The 14,986-nt window shown below is 63.3% G+C and carries 14 protein-coding genes and 1 tRNA gene; 7 read left to right on the forward strand and 8 right to left on the reverse strand.

What is annotated here, in order from left to right:
- Positions 1 to 119: 119 nt before the first annotated feature.
- The gene (mptB, locus tag ACSBOX_RS08300) at positions 120 to 1,745 is read left to right on the forward strand and encodes a polyprenol phosphomannose-dependent alpha 1,6 mannosyltransferase MptB (protein WP_442545989.1); all 1,626 of its coding nucleotides are present in this window, start codon (positions 120 to 122) and stop codon (positions 1,743 to 1,745) included.
- On the opposite strand, the gene ACSBOX_RS08305 is transcribed toward mptB (ACSBOX_RS08300), so the two are convergent.
- On the reverse strand, positions 1,729 to 2,982 hold the full coding sequence (locus ACSBOX_RS08305; protein ID WP_442545582.1) for a glycosyltransferase 87 family protein: 1,254 nt from the start codon (positions 2,980 to 2,982) through the stop codon (positions 1,729 to 1,731). The two genes, mptB (ACSBOX_RS08300) and ACSBOX_RS08305, sit on opposite strands and share 17 nt — an antisense overlap.
- A 34-nt stretch (positions 2,983 to 3,016) precedes the next feature.
- Complete coding sequence (locus ACSBOX_RS08310) at positions 3,017 to 4,330, reverse strand: glycosyltransferase family 87 protein (RefSeq protein WP_442545990.1); 1,314 nt, start codon at positions 4,328 to 4,330, stop codon at positions 3,017 to 3,019.
- A gap of 293 nt (positions 4,331 to 4,623) precedes the next feature.
- Between ACSBOX_RS08310 and mptB (ACSBOX_RS08315) the strand changes: the two genes are divergently transcribed.
- Positions 4,624 to 6,246, forward strand: coding sequence for a polyprenol phosphomannose-dependent alpha 1,6 mannosyltransferase MptB (mptB, locus tag ACSBOX_RS08315; protein WP_442545583.1), 1,623 nt, complete (start codon positions 4,624 to 4,626; stop codon positions 6,244 to 6,246).
- A gap of 7 nt (positions 6,247 to 6,253) precedes the next feature.
- Here the strand turns inward: mptB (ACSBOX_RS08315) and ACSBOX_RS08320 are convergent, their stop codons facing one another.
- Entirely contained in the window at positions 6,254 to 6,931 is a 678-nt protein-coding gene (locus ACSBOX_RS08320; RefSeq protein WP_442545584.1) for a DNA alkylation repair protein, read from the reverse strand.
- A 134-nt stretch (positions 6,932 to 7,065) separates the two neighbouring features.
- Between ACSBOX_RS08320 and map the strand changes: the two genes are divergently transcribed.
- On the forward strand, positions 7,066 to 7,833 hold the full coding sequence (gene map, locus ACSBOX_RS08325) for a type I methionyl aminopeptidase (protein WP_442545585.1): 768 nt from the start codon (positions 7,066 to 7,068) through the stop codon (positions 7,831 to 7,833).
- Positions 7,834 to 7,969: 136 nt separating this feature from the next.
- Here map and ACSBOX_RS08330 read toward each other — a convergent pair.
- Positions 7,970 to 8,042, reverse strand: a tRNA-Arg gene (locus tag ACSBOX_RS08330).
- Between the two features lie 218 nt (positions 8,043 to 8,260).
- On the opposite strand from ACSBOX_RS08330, the gene ACSBOX_RS08335 reads away from it, so the two are divergent.
- The 3 genes from ACSBOX_RS08335 to ettA all read left to right on the forward strand — a co-directional run bounded on the left by ACSBOX_RS08335 (position 8,261) and on the right by ettA (position 11,199).
- Positions 8,261 to 8,827 (forward strand): single-stranded DNA-binding protein, encoded by a 567-nt coding sequence (locus ACSBOX_RS08335; protein WP_442545586.1) that lies wholly within the window; start codon positions 8,261 to 8,263, stop codon positions 8,825 to 8,827.
- 372 nt (positions 8,828 to 9,199) lie between these two features.
- Entirely contained in the window at positions 9,200 to 9,469 is a 270-nt protein-coding gene (locus ACSBOX_RS08340) for a DUF6993 domain-containing protein (RefSeq protein WP_416030512.1), read from the forward strand.
- Positions 9,470 to 9,516: 47 nt separating this feature from the next.
- A complete protein-coding gene (gene ettA, locus ACSBOX_RS08345) occupies positions 9,517 to 11,199 on the forward strand; it encodes an energy-dependent translational throttle protein EttA (RefSeq protein WP_078108659.1) in 1,683 nt (560 codons plus the stop codon).
- A 129-nt stretch (positions 11,200 to 11,328) separates the two neighbouring features.
- Here ettA and tesB read toward each other — a convergent pair whose 3' ends face one another.
- Positions 11,329 to 12,237 (reverse strand): acyl-CoA thioesterase II, encoded by a 909-nt coding sequence (gene tesB, locus ACSBOX_RS08350; RefSeq protein ID WP_442545587.1) that lies wholly within the window; start codon positions 12,235 to 12,237, stop codon positions 11,329 to 11,331.
- A gap of 63 nt (positions 12,238 to 12,300) precedes the next feature.
- On the opposite strand from tesB, the gene ACSBOX_RS08355 reads away from it, so the two are divergent.
- Entirely contained in the window at positions 12,301 to 12,975 is a 675-nt protein-coding gene (locus ACSBOX_RS08355) for a hypothetical protein (RefSeq protein ID WP_442545588.1), read from the forward strand.
- Positions 12,976 to 13,086: 111 nt separating this feature from the next.
- Here the strand turns inward: ACSBOX_RS08355 and ACSBOX_RS08360 are convergent, their stop codons facing one another.
- The 3 genes from ACSBOX_RS08360 to ACSBOX_RS08370 form a co-directional block, all read right to left on the reverse strand.
- A complete protein-coding gene (locus tag ACSBOX_RS08360) occupies positions 13,087 to 13,506 on the reverse strand; it encodes a globin (RefSeq protein ID WP_442545991.1) in 420 nt (139 codons plus the stop codon).
- Between the two features lie 55 nt (positions 13,507 to 13,561).
- Positions 13,562 to 14,287 carry a mechanosensitive ion channel family protein gene (locus ACSBOX_RS08365; RefSeq protein ID WP_442545589.1) on the reverse strand — a complete coding sequence of 242 codons (726 nt, stop codon included), beginning with the start codon at positions 14,285 to 14,287 and terminating at the stop codon, positions 13,562 to 13,564.
- A gap of 147 nt (positions 14,288 to 14,434) precedes the next feature.
- On the reverse strand, positions 14,435 to 14,914 hold the full coding sequence (locus tag ACSBOX_RS08370; RefSeq protein ID WP_442545590.1) for an OsmC family protein: 480 nt from the start codon (positions 14,912 to 14,914) through the stop codon (positions 14,435 to 14,437).
- Positions 14,915 to 14,986 lie beyond the last annotated feature (72 nt).

Here is a 14,986-nt window from a genome sequence, read left to right on the forward strand (position 1 = left end):
GGTGGCGGGGCGCTCCATTCCGCGCCTGCGGCGTAGTGCTGCTGGTAAACTGGGCCGTTGTCGAGCGGTTGTTGCCTGCATCGATGAGCTGGACCAATGTAGGTAGGGACTGGAATATCATGACGGCAGGCGGAACGGGCGTGGGCACCTCAGATAGCCGGGATGAAGCAAAGGAACCCGCGGCGCCGTCGGAGAAGGCCGTCGCAGGTCTCTATTCCCCGAATTCCGCGCACTTCGGCGTTGGAATCCCCGGCCAGGTGAAGGCCTACGTGGCAATCTGGCAAGGATTCTTTGGATCCCTCATGATCTTCGTCGGTTCGATCGGCGCCGGCTGGATCGCCAACGGCTCGCCCATGTTCAGGCACCCCCTTGTCATTGCCCTGCGCACTGAGGGCTGGGGCGTGACGACCTCCACCATCCTGCTGACGGCGGGCGCCATGCTTTTGGTCCGGTCATGGTTGCGGCTCGGGCAAAGACTCAAGGACTGGGGTCCCGGCTCACTCAGATCCGTGGTTGTCGCCGTTGCGGCGTGGGCGGCGCCCCTGATGTTTGCCGTGCCCATCTATTCCCGCGACGTTTACGCCTACACCGGCCAAGGCAGGCTGGTGCTGGAAGGCCAGAACCCGTACACCGCGGGCATTTCCTCGCTCAGCAACTGGTTCTCGCTGGGAGCCGATCCGGCCTGGGCAGAAGCCAAGACGCCATACGGGCCCTACTTCCTGTGGCTGGCCAGATGGGTGGTGGGCATCACCGACGCCCAGCCCGATTTTTCCGTTTTGCTCTTTCGCGTTCTGGCAACCGTCGGAGTGGTGCTGTGCGTGATTTATGTCCCCAGGCTCGCCGAAATGCACGGAATCAATCCCGGCCGCGCGCTGTGGATCGCCGTAGCGAACCCGCTCTTTCTCATCAGCTTCGTGGCCAGCGCCCACAACGATGCCCTCATGGTGGGCCTGGCCGTGGCCGGAATGTACTTCGCAGCCACGGGACGCCATATCACCGGGCTCCTGCTGGTGACGGCTTCCATCGGCATCAAGCCGATCACGGTGCTTCTCTTGCCCTTCATAGGACTCATGTGGGCTGGCCCTGCCGCGAGTTGGCCCCGCAAGTTCCTGTTCTGGGGCACGACGGCGGGTATCAGTTTTGCGGTCCTGGCAGTGAGCGGAATTCCCTACAACCTTGGCTTTGGCTGGGTCTGGGCCATCCTCGATCCCACACCCGGCTACACGGGATATTCTCCCTCCGGCTTCCTGGGCCAGCAGGTCGAGATGATCGCCAATCTCCTGGGCCTGCCCGGGTCCACCATGGCCACGGGGCTCCGGACCCTCATGAAGTGGATCGGAATCGGGCTGGTGGTGGTGCTGATGTTCCGCGGCGACTATTCACGGCTGGTGCGCCGCGCGGCCCTGGCGTTTGCCGCCGTCGTCATGCTTTCCCCGATCATCCAGCCGTGGTACATCCTCTGGTTCATCCCGCTGCTCGCGGTCACGGGAATCAGGGACGACTGGCAGATCAAATCCCTCTATATTGCGGTCACGTTTTTCGTCGCGTTTGGAGCGCAGGACCAGATTTCGGTGCTGTCCTTCGTGGAGTTGAACGTCAAGGTATCCTCCCTGTCATTCCTGGTGGCCCTGGGATTCACTGTCTACCTGATGGTGTTGGATGTTCACACCCGCAGGCTGCTGATCCGTTCCACTCCTGCGCAGCTGCTCCGTCGGCTCGAGCAGCGTCTCAGGCGCTCCGAATAGCAGTTCTTGCGCCGGACTTGCGGCCCAGTTCCACCGTCCGCTGCACGGACCACCAGAGCAGGACAACCAAAAGCACGTTCCGTGTGGTGAGCACCGCTGCCATCACCGGGTTGGCATGGATCAGCGGCGTGTAGAACAACGGGTAGATCACAAAAGTCGTCATGGCGATCCCCATGAGGAGCGCGGCGGGAACCCGCCAGCGATTCCAATCGTGGGTCAGCCCCGCGATAACCACCGGCGCAAGCCAGATGATGAATTGCGGCGAGCCCACCTTGTTGAACACGATGAATGCGGTGGTCATCATGAGGGCGCCTTCGAGGAACAGCTCTTCCGCTTCGGCGCCACGCCGAAGGGCCCAAATCAAAAGGGCGGAGCCGGCGACGGCGGCAAGCACCAAGAGCGGCTGCATCATGAATGCCGCCACATTGGCTCCCGGGCCGTACACCTCGGTGGAATTGATGGCGACGTTGTCCGCGATTTTGGAGCCGCCGAGGTTGAGCACGCTCAACCAGACCCATGGGGTGGAGAACGTGGCTTCCAGTTGCATGCCGCGTTCGCCCTGGTTGGTCAAAAAGTCGAGGATGTGTGGCAGGCCGCCCGAAAGGTAGGTGCCCAGTGCGACGGCCGCGGTTACGGCGGCCCCGCACGCGATGATCCGCAGCCTGCGGTGGCTCGCGATGACGATGGGTACCAGGACAGCAGCCGGCCAGACTTTGATCCATGTGGCGATGCTGAGGAGGATGCCTGCTGCCACGGGCCGCGTCGCGGCGTACAGCAGCGCGACCAACACGATCGGGGCCGTGATGCCCTCGACCCGGGCGAAGCTCAGGTAGCCCATGAAAACGGTGAAGAACAGCCACCACCACGCGGGAGCAATTCCCGCTTTCTTTCGCGGGCCGTGCGTCAGGATGAACAAGCCGGCGGCATTGAGCGCAGTGATGATCAGCGTCCACACCAGCAGATACGGGCCGGGGCCGGCGATGTTGGCCAGGAAGATCGGAATCTGGGCGAGCACCGGGTATACCCAAGGACTGATCGCCCCGTGGAGGTCGGCGGGGTTGTAGCCGGTCGTCGCCCATTGGCGGTACTGCTCTGTGTCGCTGAACGTGTTTCCGGACAGGAAGAAGCTTGCCATCCAACCTAGGAAATACACATGGACGGCGGCGAAACCCCACCAGACGCTGGACGGACGGCCGAACCAGGCGACGGCGGCAGGCGGCAGGGCGGCGTCGCGCACGCGGGCCAGCCCGTCAAAGAATCGAACGGAAATCTCAGGACTCCTTGGCAGCGGCGGCCGGTTCGTTGGCCGGGATCTTCTTGCCCAAAAGGTACAGGCGGCGCACGGACCAGCAGAACAGGACCACCAGCAGGACATTTCGTATCGTCAAAACCAAGGCCATCAAGGGGTTGTTGTGGCTGAGTGCGTCATAGAAGAGGGGGTAGATGAAGTATGTGGCCACTGCAATGGCGATGAGCATCGCCGCGGGAACGCGCCATTCCTTCCAGCTGTGGGCAAGCCCGACCGCGACGGCGGGCGCGAGCCACACCATGAACTGGGGTGACCCGACCTTGTTGAACGCGACAAATGCCGTGGCCATCGTGAGGGATCCGGCCAACAACAGTTCGGTTCGGTCGGCTCCGCCGGTTCGCTTGCCGTTGTGGAGTGCCCAGAAGGTCAGGGCGGCCACCAGGATCGCGGCCAGGGCGAGAAGGGGCTGCATGAGGAAGGACATGAAGGCGGTGCCGGGACCATCCACTTGCATCGAGTTGATGTCCGTGTTCATGTACATCCTCGAGCCACCCACATGGAGGACCGAGAGCCACAACCAAGGAGTGGTGAAGGTGGCTTCCAACTGCATGCCACGATCGCCCTGCTGGGTCAGGAAGTTAAGGAGCCTGGGCAGTTGACCCACGGCAGCCGTGAGGGCGATGACCAGAACGCTGGTGAGAATTCCGGCAGCCACCACTTTGGTTCTCTGCTTGACCACGGTGAAGAGCGAAAGCATGACGGCGGCCGGCCAAACCTTCATCCAGGTGGCGATACTCAGGAGGGTCGAGGCAATGAAAGGGTGCGATACGCCGTACGCCAAGGCGATCAGCACGATGGGGGCAGTCAATCCGTCCACCCGGGCGAACCCCAGCCAGCCCATGATGAAGACGAAGACCAGCCACCACCATCCCGCCGGGATGGCCTCGCGACGGCGGCCCCGTCCCGTGAGCTTGGAGAGCGCCACGCCGTTGAGCAGAGTGATCATGAGTACCCAGAGAAAGAAGAACGGGCCGGGTCCAGCCAAGCCCGCGATGGCCATAGGCACCAAGGCGAGAACGGGGTAGACCCAAGGGCTGGGCCCACCGCTGAGATTCTCATCCCGGAACCCGGCGGAGGTCCAGTCCCGGTAGATGAAGGTGTCGCTAAAGGCCTCGCCGCGCAGGGAAAGGATCAGCGCGAACACCAGGAAGACCAAGTGCACGACGCAGAAGCCGACAAGCAGGCCTTTGGGGGAATTGAGCCTTGCCTCCAGCGAAGGGGGAAGAACACGGTGACGGAACCGTGTGAGCGCGCTGAAGAATGAGTCCGTGGAAATGGGAGGATCCTTGCTAGGTAGTCGGTGTCGCAGGGTGTCGCAAGCCGTAACGGCCGGAGCCGTTCCAGACAACATCGGCTCCTTGAATTTCACGCGGAACCAGTGTGGCTATGGGTCTTCGGGATCAAACCAGAGCCCAGTTCATCCTATCTCAGGCCCCTTTCGCGGGCAGACCCATGGTCCGGCTGGCCCCGGAGGGACAGGGGCGGCGATGCTACAGTTGCATTAATCCATGGCAGCAGGCAGTACCACTTTGGCCGGACGCGGCAGGGAACCGGACAGGATTTTGTTTGATGGTGACGTCGAAGTTTCGTGAGCGTGAGGTGGGGAGTTCGTTGGCTCATCCAGAGGCGCTTGGCGACTCCAACGCCCCGGTACACGGCACCGTGATAGCCAAAGCGGCAAGGACGGCAATCGTCCAAGGGTTCGTCGGGTCTTTGCTGATGGTGGCAGGTTCGGTAGGAGTCGGCTGGATGGCAACAACCAGCGGCTCCCTGATCCGTACGCCCCTCTTCATCATGGCCCGGACGTCCCCGGCTGGTGTGATCGTATGCACGGTGATGCTCTGCCTCGGTGCACTCCTGCTCCTCCGCTCCTGGCTGCGCCTTGCCCAGCGGATCGGCGGATGGAACCCGTCCTCACGTCCCGTGCTGCGGCGCGCATTGTGGATGTGGGCTCTCCCGATGATGTTCAGCTTGCCGTTGTTCAGCAGGGACGCATATGCCTACATCGGCCAAGGCCGGCTCATGGAGCAAGGCCTGAATCCATACACCAACGGCATCTCGGCTCTGAGCAATTACTTTTCACTCGGGCCGGACAAGTTGTGGACGGAAGCACCAACCCCGTACGGTCCGCTGTGGCTCTGGATCGAACAGGGTGCCGTGTGGGTGAGCGCCGGCGTCCCCGAGCTCGCACTCATTCCCTTCCGCCTGGCTGCCCTCGCAGGGGTCATACTCCTCGCTGTGTACGTTCCCCGCTTGGCTGCGCTCCACGGAGTGAACCCGGAGCGGGCACTTTGGCTTGGAGTCCTCAACCCGGTTCTCCTGATCAACTTCATCGCCAGCGCGCACAACGATTCCCTGATGTTGGGACTGGTTGTTGCAGGACTGTACTTCGCCTCGGTCAAACGCCCCGTGCTTGGAATCTTGTTGATCACGGCCTCGATCGCCATCAAGCCGATCACTTTGATTGCCTTGCCTTTTGCCGGACTGCTGTGGGCAGGTTCCCGAGCCGGTTGGGGACGCAGGATGCTCTGTTGGACGGCCACGCTGGGTCTGTCCCTGGGGCTCCTCGCCGCTGCGGGACTGGTGAACGGACTGGGATTCGGCTGGCTGGGTGCCCTCCAGACCCCCGGCGCCGTCTGGATCTGGTACGCGCCGGTGGGCTTGCTCGCACACCTGGCGGGACTCGTCGTCGGACTATTCGGTGGTCCAGGCGTTCCCGTGACGGATGTTATCCAGACCGCCGGAACAGCGGTTTCGGCGCTTGCGATCGTCTGGCTCGCTGTGCGGACGCCCGGGCATGGAATCGGAATGCCCGCGCCGCTCGAGCAGGAATCCGAATTCAATAAGACCGTGCTCCGCAGGATGGCCTGGGCCTTCGCCGCCGTCGTAGTCCTCGCGCCGGTAATCCAGCCGTGGTACATGGTGTGGCTGCTGGTGTTCTTTGCGGTGACCGGCATCGCCGACGGCGCCCAGCTTCGGACGGTCTTCTATTTGACAGCCTTCTTCACCCTCATCGCGCTGACCGACCAATTGAGCGTCTTCCAATGGATCCCGATCGAGGTGGTGCGCGGGGTGGCCATCGCCATAGGGGTCTCTTTCATCGCCTATTTAGTGTTCTTTGACAAGAAAACCCACGTGCTGTTCCGCCCTCGCCGCGGGATTCTGAAGCTCAGGCTCAAGCCGAAGTCCTGAATCGGATTCAGCCGAGGGGTTTCATCGCCTCACGGAGGGACAACGGGCTCAGCCTGGTCTTTCGGGTTTCCACGTAGCCCCGAACCCACTGGGGATCGGTCTTGGCGTATTCCCGCAAGGTCCACCCGATCGCTTTCCTGATAAAGAACTCCTTGTCGCCCAGGTTGGCGTCCAGCGCCGTGGCGAGAAGATCCTGGTCCGTGGCGGACTTTGCCTTGAGCTGGGAGGTGATGGCCGCGCGACGGATCCAGAAGTCATCGTCGCTTGCCCATGTCCGCAGGAGTGGGGTCATCGTGCCCCGGTGGTGTTGTAGAAGGGCGCAAATACGGTCCGAAACGCCGTCAACGAAGTCCCACCACGCACCTGTGCGGATGATCTCTTCGTACAGCGGCAACATCTCCAGATCCTTGGCGACGGACGTGAGCGAGGTCAGGTCGATCGCCGCGTAGCGTTCTTCACGCCATGTGGCCTCCCGCCACAGCAGGCGGACATCGTCACGAATTTCGGCAGGGGAGCCGAAAGGCAGTTCCTTCGCGGTCGCCAGCACCAAGCGACGGACAACAGGGACCCTGACGCCGAGGGAAGGCATCGATGATTTCATGTACGCCTGGGCCGCTTGCGCTCGATCGGGATCCGCCTCTTTCTGCAAGCGTTCCCGGATGACTGCGATTCTTCGGGGTTCCATACCGCGACTTCAGGACAACTCGTGGGTCGCAGCGGATTCGCCGCCCGGTTGACTCGGACGACGGCGGCCATAGAGTGGGAGGAGTCCGTCCGGTGGCCGTTTCCGGCCCCTTGTTCCTATGCTTGGAGGCCTCAGTGTCCATGGTGAAGGCGCCAGAGGAGATTGCGCTCATGCGTGAAGCCGGGAGAGTGGTGGCGAACACTCTTTCGGCGGTTCGTTCGCACGCCGCCGTCGGGGTGTCGCTCAAGGAACTCGATGATGTGGCTGCCGCTTTCATTGAGGCTGCCGGGGCCACGCCTGCGTTCCTGGATTATCGTCCGCGTTGGGCGCCGACGCCGTTTTCGGGGGTCATTTGCACGAGCGTCAACGACGCCGTGGTGCACGGGATCCCGGACGGATATGTCTTGCAGGACGGCGACCTATTGAGCGTCGATTGCGGGGCCTTTGTGCAGGGATGGTGCGGGGACGCGGCGGTCAGCTTCATCGTGGGCACTCCGGATCCGGTGGACCAGGAGCTGATCGACGCCACGGATGCCGCCCTCGCCCGTGGAATCGAGGCTGCCCGGATTGGAAACAAGATGGGCGACCTTGCGTATGCCATTGGCGGGGAAGCCAAGCGCAGCGGCTACGGGATCCTTGCCGATCACGGCGGGCACGGCATTGGCCGGACCATGCACGCCGAGCCGACCGTGCCGAACATCGGCCGGCCGGGCCGTGGAGTGAAGCTCGTGGAGGGCCTGGTGATCGCTATAGAGCCCATGCTGATTCTGGGCGGCAGCGATGACTACTACCACGACGACGACCAGTGGACCCTGCGCTCCGCCAACGGCCGCCGCGCGGCCCACAGCGAACACACGGTGGCTATCACGGCAGATGGCCCGCTTGTTTTGACACTGCCTTAGTTGGATCGGTGCGCGGGAAATCAGCGCCGCAGGCCGGTGAACGGCTTCCAGGCACCGCCTTCCGCGCGGCGCCTTGATAGACAAGCCCAAGAGCGGCTCTGAACCACGTTTCCGCAGGTCAGAGCCGCTCTTTGGGTGCCCCGGGAGGGAATCGAACCCCCGACCAAGAGATTAGAAGGCTCCTGCTCTATCCTCTGAGCTACCGAGGCAGGCGGCGCACGAACAGCACGTGGCTGTGGCGCCACCAAGAGTTTACATCGCGGCGGCTGCCCTTGTTGTCAGCCCGGTTTCGGGCGTGACTCGTCCCCCACAAGCGGGCATCCGGTCCGGCTATCCACATACGCGAAGTGGATACTGCCGCGGACCTGCGCGGCACGTGAAGCTGAAAGGGCCAGACAGGCAGCTCAACTCACGTTAGGACACAACCATGAACGACATCATCACTGTCCGGGGCTTCGTTGCGACGGAACCCAAAAGTTCGACGACGCCGGGTGGAACGGGAACTGCCTCGTTCCGGCTGGGTTCCACGGAGCGCAGGTTCGACCGCGCCAACGATGCCTGGGTGGATGGCAACACCAATTGGTTCAGCGTCGAGGCGTTCAGGCATCTCGCGGGCAACATTGGATGCAGCGTCAAGAAGGGCCAGCGCGTCATCGTGGTCGGGAAACTCAAGTTGAGGCAATGGGAACACGACGGCAAGATCTATCATGTTGCCGAAATCGTCGCGGAATCGGTGGGGCACGATCTCATGTGGGGCTCGGCGAACTTCATCCGGACCTCGAGCAGCACCATCCCGCAGAACATACCGGTGGCCCCGGAGGTTGTGCCGGAGAATCCCTGGCCTTCGGCGGATGATGATAGTGAGGACGGCCTGCAGGACGACGAGGATGGCAATGCCGCAGCCGAGCGGGAAGTAGTCCTGTCGGCTGAAGAAGGCGGCGCGTCGGTTCTCGTTGATACCCGCACCGGAGAACTTGTGGACGCGACTGCCTGACGTGACCCAGTCCCCAGATGACGACGGCGCCTGAAACGGCAGATGCCACGGACCTCCGCGGTTGCCATGCGGCGCACCGGGTAGCGCGCCGCATGGCAGAATGGCCGGGTGATGAGCAGGGGAACGCCGCGAAAACCATCAGTACGCCGCCAAGCGGCCGGAAGCCGAGTTTTGCTGCTTGCGGTGCCCTTGCTCGTGGCCGGGCTGGTAGCCGGCTGCACGCCGCCTGCTCCTGTCGTGTCAGCAAGCACCCCGGCTTCATCGCCGACCCCATCGCGTACAGCCAGCGCCACCCCCGTTACCACACCAGGTGCTGCAAGCCCTGGGGCATCGGCTTCGCTCAGCCCTGGGACTGCGGCCCTGAAGCAGACCATGGAGTCCGTACTCAAAACCGTTGTGGCCACAACGCCCAAACCGGCACAGGATGCGCTGCGATCGCAACTCGTTTCGGCAGGCATCCCCGCCTCTGCCGTCGAGGTGTCCGCGAGCAAGACGCCAACGGGACTGGATGTCGACGCCATCGAGACCGCGGCCAAACTGGACAAGGACTGTGTGATGGGCGAGATCAGGGACGGCCAGGTTTCAGTGTCGGTCCTTCCCGTGTTGGCCAGCGGCAAATGCTTCGTCGGGGATTCCCACTAGCAGGGCCGAATGTGAGTTATGCCTTGCCACCCATTAGATTTAACGGCATGGCGGAATTCATTTATACGATGACCAAGGCTCGCAAGGCCGTTGGCGAAAAACTAATCCTGGACGATGTCAGCATGTCGTTCTTCCCTGGCGCGAAGATCGGCGTCGTTGGCCCGAACGGAGCCGGCAAATCCACGATCCTGAAGATCATGGCTGGTATCGACACACCGTCGAACGGCGAAGCCCGCCTCAGCCCCGGCTATTCCGTGGGCATCCTCCTGCAGGAGCCGCCCCTGAACGAGGAAAAGACCGTCCTGGGCAACGTCCAGGAAGGCGTGGGCGAGATCTACTCGAAGATCCAGCGCTTCAACGCGATCTCCGAGGAAATGGCCAACCCGGACGCCGACTACGACACCCTGCTGGAGGAAATGGGCCACCTCCAGGAAGCCATCGACGCTGCAGATGCGTGGGACATCGATTCCCAGCTCGAGCAGGCCATGGATGCGCTTCGCTGCCCGCCGGGCGATTCCGACGTGACTGTCTTGTCCGGTGGTGAGCGCCGCCGGGTAGCGCTCTGCAAGCTCCTGCTGCAAAAGCCTGACCTCCTGCTTCTTGACGAGCCCACCAACCACTTGGACGCCGAAAGCGTGCTGTGGCTGGAGCAGCACCTCTCTTCCTACCCCGGTGCCGTCCTCGCCATCACTCACGACCGCTACTTCCTGGACCACGTCGCCGAGTGGATCTGTGAAGTAGACCGAGGACGCCTTTACCCGTATGAAGGCAACTACTCCACGTACTTGGAGAAGAAGCGCGCCCGCCTCGAAATCCAGGGCAAGAAGGACGCCAAGCAGGCCAAGCGCCTCACCGAGGAACTCGAGTGGGTCCGCTCCAACGCCAAGGGCCGCCAGACCAAGTCGAAGGCCCGTCTGGCCCGGTACGAGGAAATGGCAGCCGAGGCTGACCGCACCAGGAAGCTCGACTTCGAGGAAATCCAGATCCCGCCGGGACCGCGTCTGGGCGGCCTGGTTCTGGAAGCGAAGAACCTGCAGAAGGGCTTCGATGACCGGACCCTGATCGACGGGCTTTCGTTCACGCTTCCCCGTAACGGCATCGTCGGTGTCATCGGTCCCAACGGTGTGGGCAAGACCACGCTGTTCAAGACCATCGTCGGGCTGGAACCGCTCGACGGCGGCGACCTCAAGATCGGTGACTCGGTCAAGATCTCCTACGCCGACCAGAGCCGTGGCGGCATCGACCCAAACAAGACCCTGTGGGAGGTCGTCTCGGACGGACTGGACTTCATCCAGGTCGGCCATGTTGAGATGCCTTCGCGTGCCTACGTCGCGGCTTTCGGCTTCAAGGGGCCGGACCAGCAGAAGAAGGCCGGGGTGCTCTCCGGTGGTGAGCGCAACCGCCTGAACCTGGCACTGACCCTGAAGCAGGGCGGAAACCTCCTGCTTCTTGACGAGCCCACCAACGACCTCGACGTCGAAACCCTCAGCAGCCTTGAGAACGCACTGCTCGAGTTCCCCGGCTGCGCCGTCGTGGTCTCGCACGACCGGTGGTTCCTCGACCGGGTCGCCACCCACATCCTCGCCTACGAAGGCGACGAGGAGAACCCGTCGAAGTGGTACTGGTTCGAGGGCAACTTCGAGTCCTACGAGGAGAACAAGGTGGAACGCCTCGGTCCGGACGCTGCCAAGCCGCACCGCGTCACGCACCGCAAGCTGACCCGCGACTAAAAGCGGATTGCACCACAAAGGCCGGCGCCCCCATAGAATCCAAGAGGATTTTCTTCCGGGGCGCCGGCCTTCTGTGTTTCGCACAAGCTGCGCAGAATCTCGGCCGAATTGCGGCAGCGTCGCGGGCAGCTACGACGGGATCCGGAGCATGCCCTCCTGCGCCACCGTGGCGACGTGCTGGCCATCCCGGCTGAAGATCTTGCCCGTGGCAAGTCCGCGGGCGCCTTGGGCGCTGGGGGACTCCTGCACGTAGAGCAGCCATTCGTCCACGCGGACCGGGCGATGCCACCACATGGCGTGGTCCAGGCTCGCGACGCTCATTCCGGGCGTCATCCAGCTCAATCCGTTCTTGCGGAGCACCGATTCCAGGATGGTGTAGTCGCTCGCATACGCCAGGGCAGCCAGATGAAGGTTGGGATCGTCGGGCATCGGGCCGAAGGTCTTCATCCAGACGGCATTGCTGGCTACCCGGTCCTCGGGCGCTTCCACGTAGATCGCGGGATCCACGTGGCGGACATCGAAGGGCCGCTCGAATGACATGTGGCGGGCAAGCGGGTGGTCGTACTTCTGCAGAAGCTCCGCGGTGCTCGGCAGGGTTTCGGGATCCGGGATTCCTGCGGGCATCGAGGCCTGGTGTTCCACGCCCTCGGCTTCTGTCTGGAAGGACGCGATCATCGACAGGATCGGTTGGCCTTCCTGGTAGGCGTGCACCCGGCGTGCGGAGAATGAGCGGCCGTCACGCAGTCGTTCAACGCTGAACGTGATGGGCTGGTTGGCATCTCCTGGACGGAGGAAATAGCCGTGCATCGAATGGACCGTCCGGTCCTCCTCTACGGTGCGCATGCCGGCCACGAGTGACTGGGCGAGCACCTGGCCGCCGAACACCCGGTGGCGCGGCTGTTTCTGCGACGGTCCAAGGAAGATGTCCTCGGCTGTCCTCGCGCCGTCGAAGTCGGCAAGGGACAACAGCTCGATGAGGGTGGATGTGGGGTCCTCAAGGGCAACCTGATGGTCCAGGCCGGCATGCGCGTCAGTCATGGTTCGACTCTAGACGCCACCCTGACCCCTCTCAACCGCGGACATGCCGGTAGAGTCGATGATGTGTCCGATGTATTGACCCAGTCCTTCCATTTCGTCGATCCCCGTGATCTGGCGGACCTCCGCACTTATGTCACGCGTGCCAAGAGCATCGACGATGGCGCCATCCGGCTGCAGGCCTCCGGGCGGGTCCTGGCTGCATATGTGTGCGTTTTGAGGCCCCGGCTCCTGGGCGAATCGACCCCCACCATTCTCGGGCTACGGACCATCGCCCTCGCCGATGACGCGCACGCCGACGTGACCGTGACGCTGTCCTCGGTCCTGGACCGCTTGGCGCGTTCCGGTGCCGACGACGTCGAGCTGCCGATCCCGCCGTCGACCGTTTCCGAATCGTGGGCGGGAGTCGGGGCACCCCGCGGCGGCTGGGAGCCGCTGGGTTCCGTGCCCGACGCCGAGCTGAAGTCTGTAGCGAATGCGGGCATTGCCGCGGTGGCCGGGATTGTTCCGGAACAGCCTGGCGCATTGATCGTCAACAACGCCAGGGCCGCGGTGTGGGGGCGGGAGATTCCGGGCCTTTACGGCGTGCCCGCGGGCGCGGCGTTCGCGGCCTTGGCGCTCGGCTTCCTTGGCGACGGGGAACACCGGCTCTTCCGCAACGGCCGCTGGTTCCGGCTCAGCGGGAGCCGGGGCCACATCCTGGCACGATCGGGATCAGGCCTGGGCTTCCAGGCCCGCTGAGATTGGGGCAGGCCCTTTCGTGTCGCGTTCCGCGCCACGTAGGGACCCTGCTGCCCCACTCTAGGCCGTCCCAGTCCAATCCCATGGCCGCACAGCCCCTCGCTTACATGCTCAGGGCTGCTGGACCGACGGGCTGTTGACCATCGTCAGCGCAGCCCGCTCCATGTAGTCCCACAGGGTACCTTCGTGAAGCGGCGACAAGCCGAGCGAATCGACTGCCGCGCGCATGTGGAAGAGCCAGCGGTCCTTGGCCTCGGGTGTCACCTGGAACGGCATATGCCGCATCCTCAATCGGGGGTGCCCGCGTTCCTCGCTATAGGTGCCCGGGCCGCCCCAATACTGCTCAAGGAACATGAGGAACCGTCGCTTGGCGGGGGCGAGGTCTTGTTCCGGGTACATGGGCCGGAGCAACGGGTCTGCGGCGACGCCGTCGTAGAAGACATCGATGAGTTTCACGAAAGTGTCGTGGCCACCGATGGCCTCGTAGAAGCTGTCGGTGTAGGCAGGCTGGCTGAAGGGGTCGTTTTGCATCAGTTGCCGCCGTTCTGCCGGCTGCGGCGCTGTGGCTTCCGGCTGGCTGCCCACCTCACTCACCTGCTTTCTGCTCTTGAATCTTGAGGGATTCCTTCGGGGATGGAGGAGCGCCCGATGCTGCGGTTTCGGCAGGCGCGGTGCCTGGGGGTGCAGGCGGAACGTCCGGATCGGCTGGTTCCTCCGGCACGTAGTCGCCTTGCGAGCGGTTGCCCACCCTCAGGATTTCTCCGTTGCGCAGATACCAGATGGCGCCGTCTTCAGCCCGGAGCCGGGTGATCCGCAGGCCTACCGATTCAACGGTGCCGATCACTTCGGTGGTGACGATCACATCGCCGATCCCGAACTGGTCCTCGATGGTGATGAAGATGCCGGACAGGAAATCGCGGATGAGTTGTTGGGCGCCGAAGCCGATGGCAACACCCAAAATACCGACGCTCGTGAGCAGCGGCGCAATGTCCACGCTCAGGTATTTGAGGACGTAGATGATGACGATGACCACCACCACCACGCTCAGCACGCTGGTCAGCAGCGAGCCGATGGTGTGCGCTCGTTGGGCGCGCCGTTCATGGTCGAGCGCCCGGAAGGCGGGCTGAACCCACCTGAAATGCGGTTTCTTGAAGAAACTGGTGCCCTCGGCCACTCTGCGGGTAATACGCAGGATGATGAACCGGGCCACAACCCAGAACACCAATCCGATGCCCAGCGTCACGAAGATTGACGCGTAATCGATTTTGGCTGCATCGGCCACGATGTTGTCGGTCGACGAGGCGACGTTCATGTGCGGGAATGCTCCTCACGGGATCCAATTGTTCGCCGGGCCCTTGATTGCCGGGCGCTGAACACTCTGTCCACGCTCAACCCTATCGCCGTAGCGTGGCCGGATCCGCATCGTGGTTCCCGGCGGAACAGCATTCCCGTGCTCCGGTTAGCCCGCGGCCGCCGTCGTGCTCGGCTCATGAAGAACCGGAAAATTGACGCTCCGGGCGATGAAGCAGACCTGGTTGGCCTCGTGGTGCAATTCGTCCACGAGGGAAATATGGGCCGCGTCCGCAACCGTGACCTGCGGCTTCAAGGTGACGTTCTCGAACTGGCCGCTGCCATCGCGATTGAGCCTCATCATGCCTTCGGCATGGTCGACATAGTCGGTGACCACCACGCCGTGCTTGACCGCGACGTGCAGGAAAGACAGCATGTGGCACTGCGACAGGGCGGTGAGGAGCAGTTGTTCGGGGTTGTACCGGCTACGGTCGCCATGGAAGGTGGGGTCCGAGGATCCCTTCAGGACGGGCAGGCCCGGGATCTCGACGTCGTGGTCCCTGGTATAGCCGCGGTAGCTGGAAGTCCCTGTGCCCAGATTTCCGGTCCAGCGCACGGTCAGGGAGTAGTGGTGTTCGTCCAGGCTCATGCGGAAAGTCTAGCGGCGGTGCTTTCCAGGGCGGCACACGGACAGGCCCCGGTTCCGTTGAAGCGGAACCGG

This window comes from Arthrobacter sp. KN11-1C (assembly GCF_052180225.1).
GTDB lineage: Bacteria > Actinomycetota > Actinomycetes > Actinomycetales > Micrococcaceae > Arthrobacter.

Coding starts and splice junctions, on each gene's coding strand:
- mptB (WP_442545989.1), top strand. CDS start 120: ATGACGGCAGGCGGAACGGGCGTGGGCACCTCAGATAGCCGGGATGAA.
- mptB (WP_442545583.1), top strand. CDS start 4,624: ATGGTGACGTCGAAGTTTCGTGAGCGTGAGGTGGGGAGTTCGTTGGCT.
- ACSBOX_RS08320 (WP_442545584.1), bottom strand. CDS start 6,931: ATGGAACCCCGAAGAATCGCAGTCATCCGGGAACGCTTGCAGAAAGAG.
- ACSBOX_RS08335 (WP_442545586.1), top strand. CDS start 8,261: ATGAACGACATCATCACTGTCCGGGGCTTCGTTGCGACGGAACCCAAA.
- ACSBOX_RS08340 (WP_416030512.1), top strand. CDS start 9,200: ATGGAGTCCGTACTCAAAACCGTTGTGGCCACAACGCCCAAACCGGCA.
- ettA (WP_078108659.1), top strand. CDS start 9,517: ATGGCGGAATTCATTTATACGATGACCAAGGCTCGCAAGGCCGTTGGC.
- tesB (WP_442545587.1), bottom strand. CDS start 12,237: ATGACTGACGCGCATGCCGGCCTGGACCATCAGGTTGCCCTTGAGGAC.
- ACSBOX_RS08360 (WP_442545991.1), bottom strand. CDS start 13,506: ATGCAAAACGACCCCTTCAGCCAGCCTGCCTACACCGACAGCTTCTAC.
- ACSBOX_RS08365 (WP_442545589.1), bottom strand. CDS start 14,287: ATGAACGTCGCCTCGTCGACCGACAACATCGTGGCCGATGCAGCCAAA.
- ACSBOX_RS08370 (WP_442545590.1), bottom strand. CDS start 14,914: ATGAGCCTGGACGAACACCACTACTCCCTGACCGTGCGCTGGACCGGA.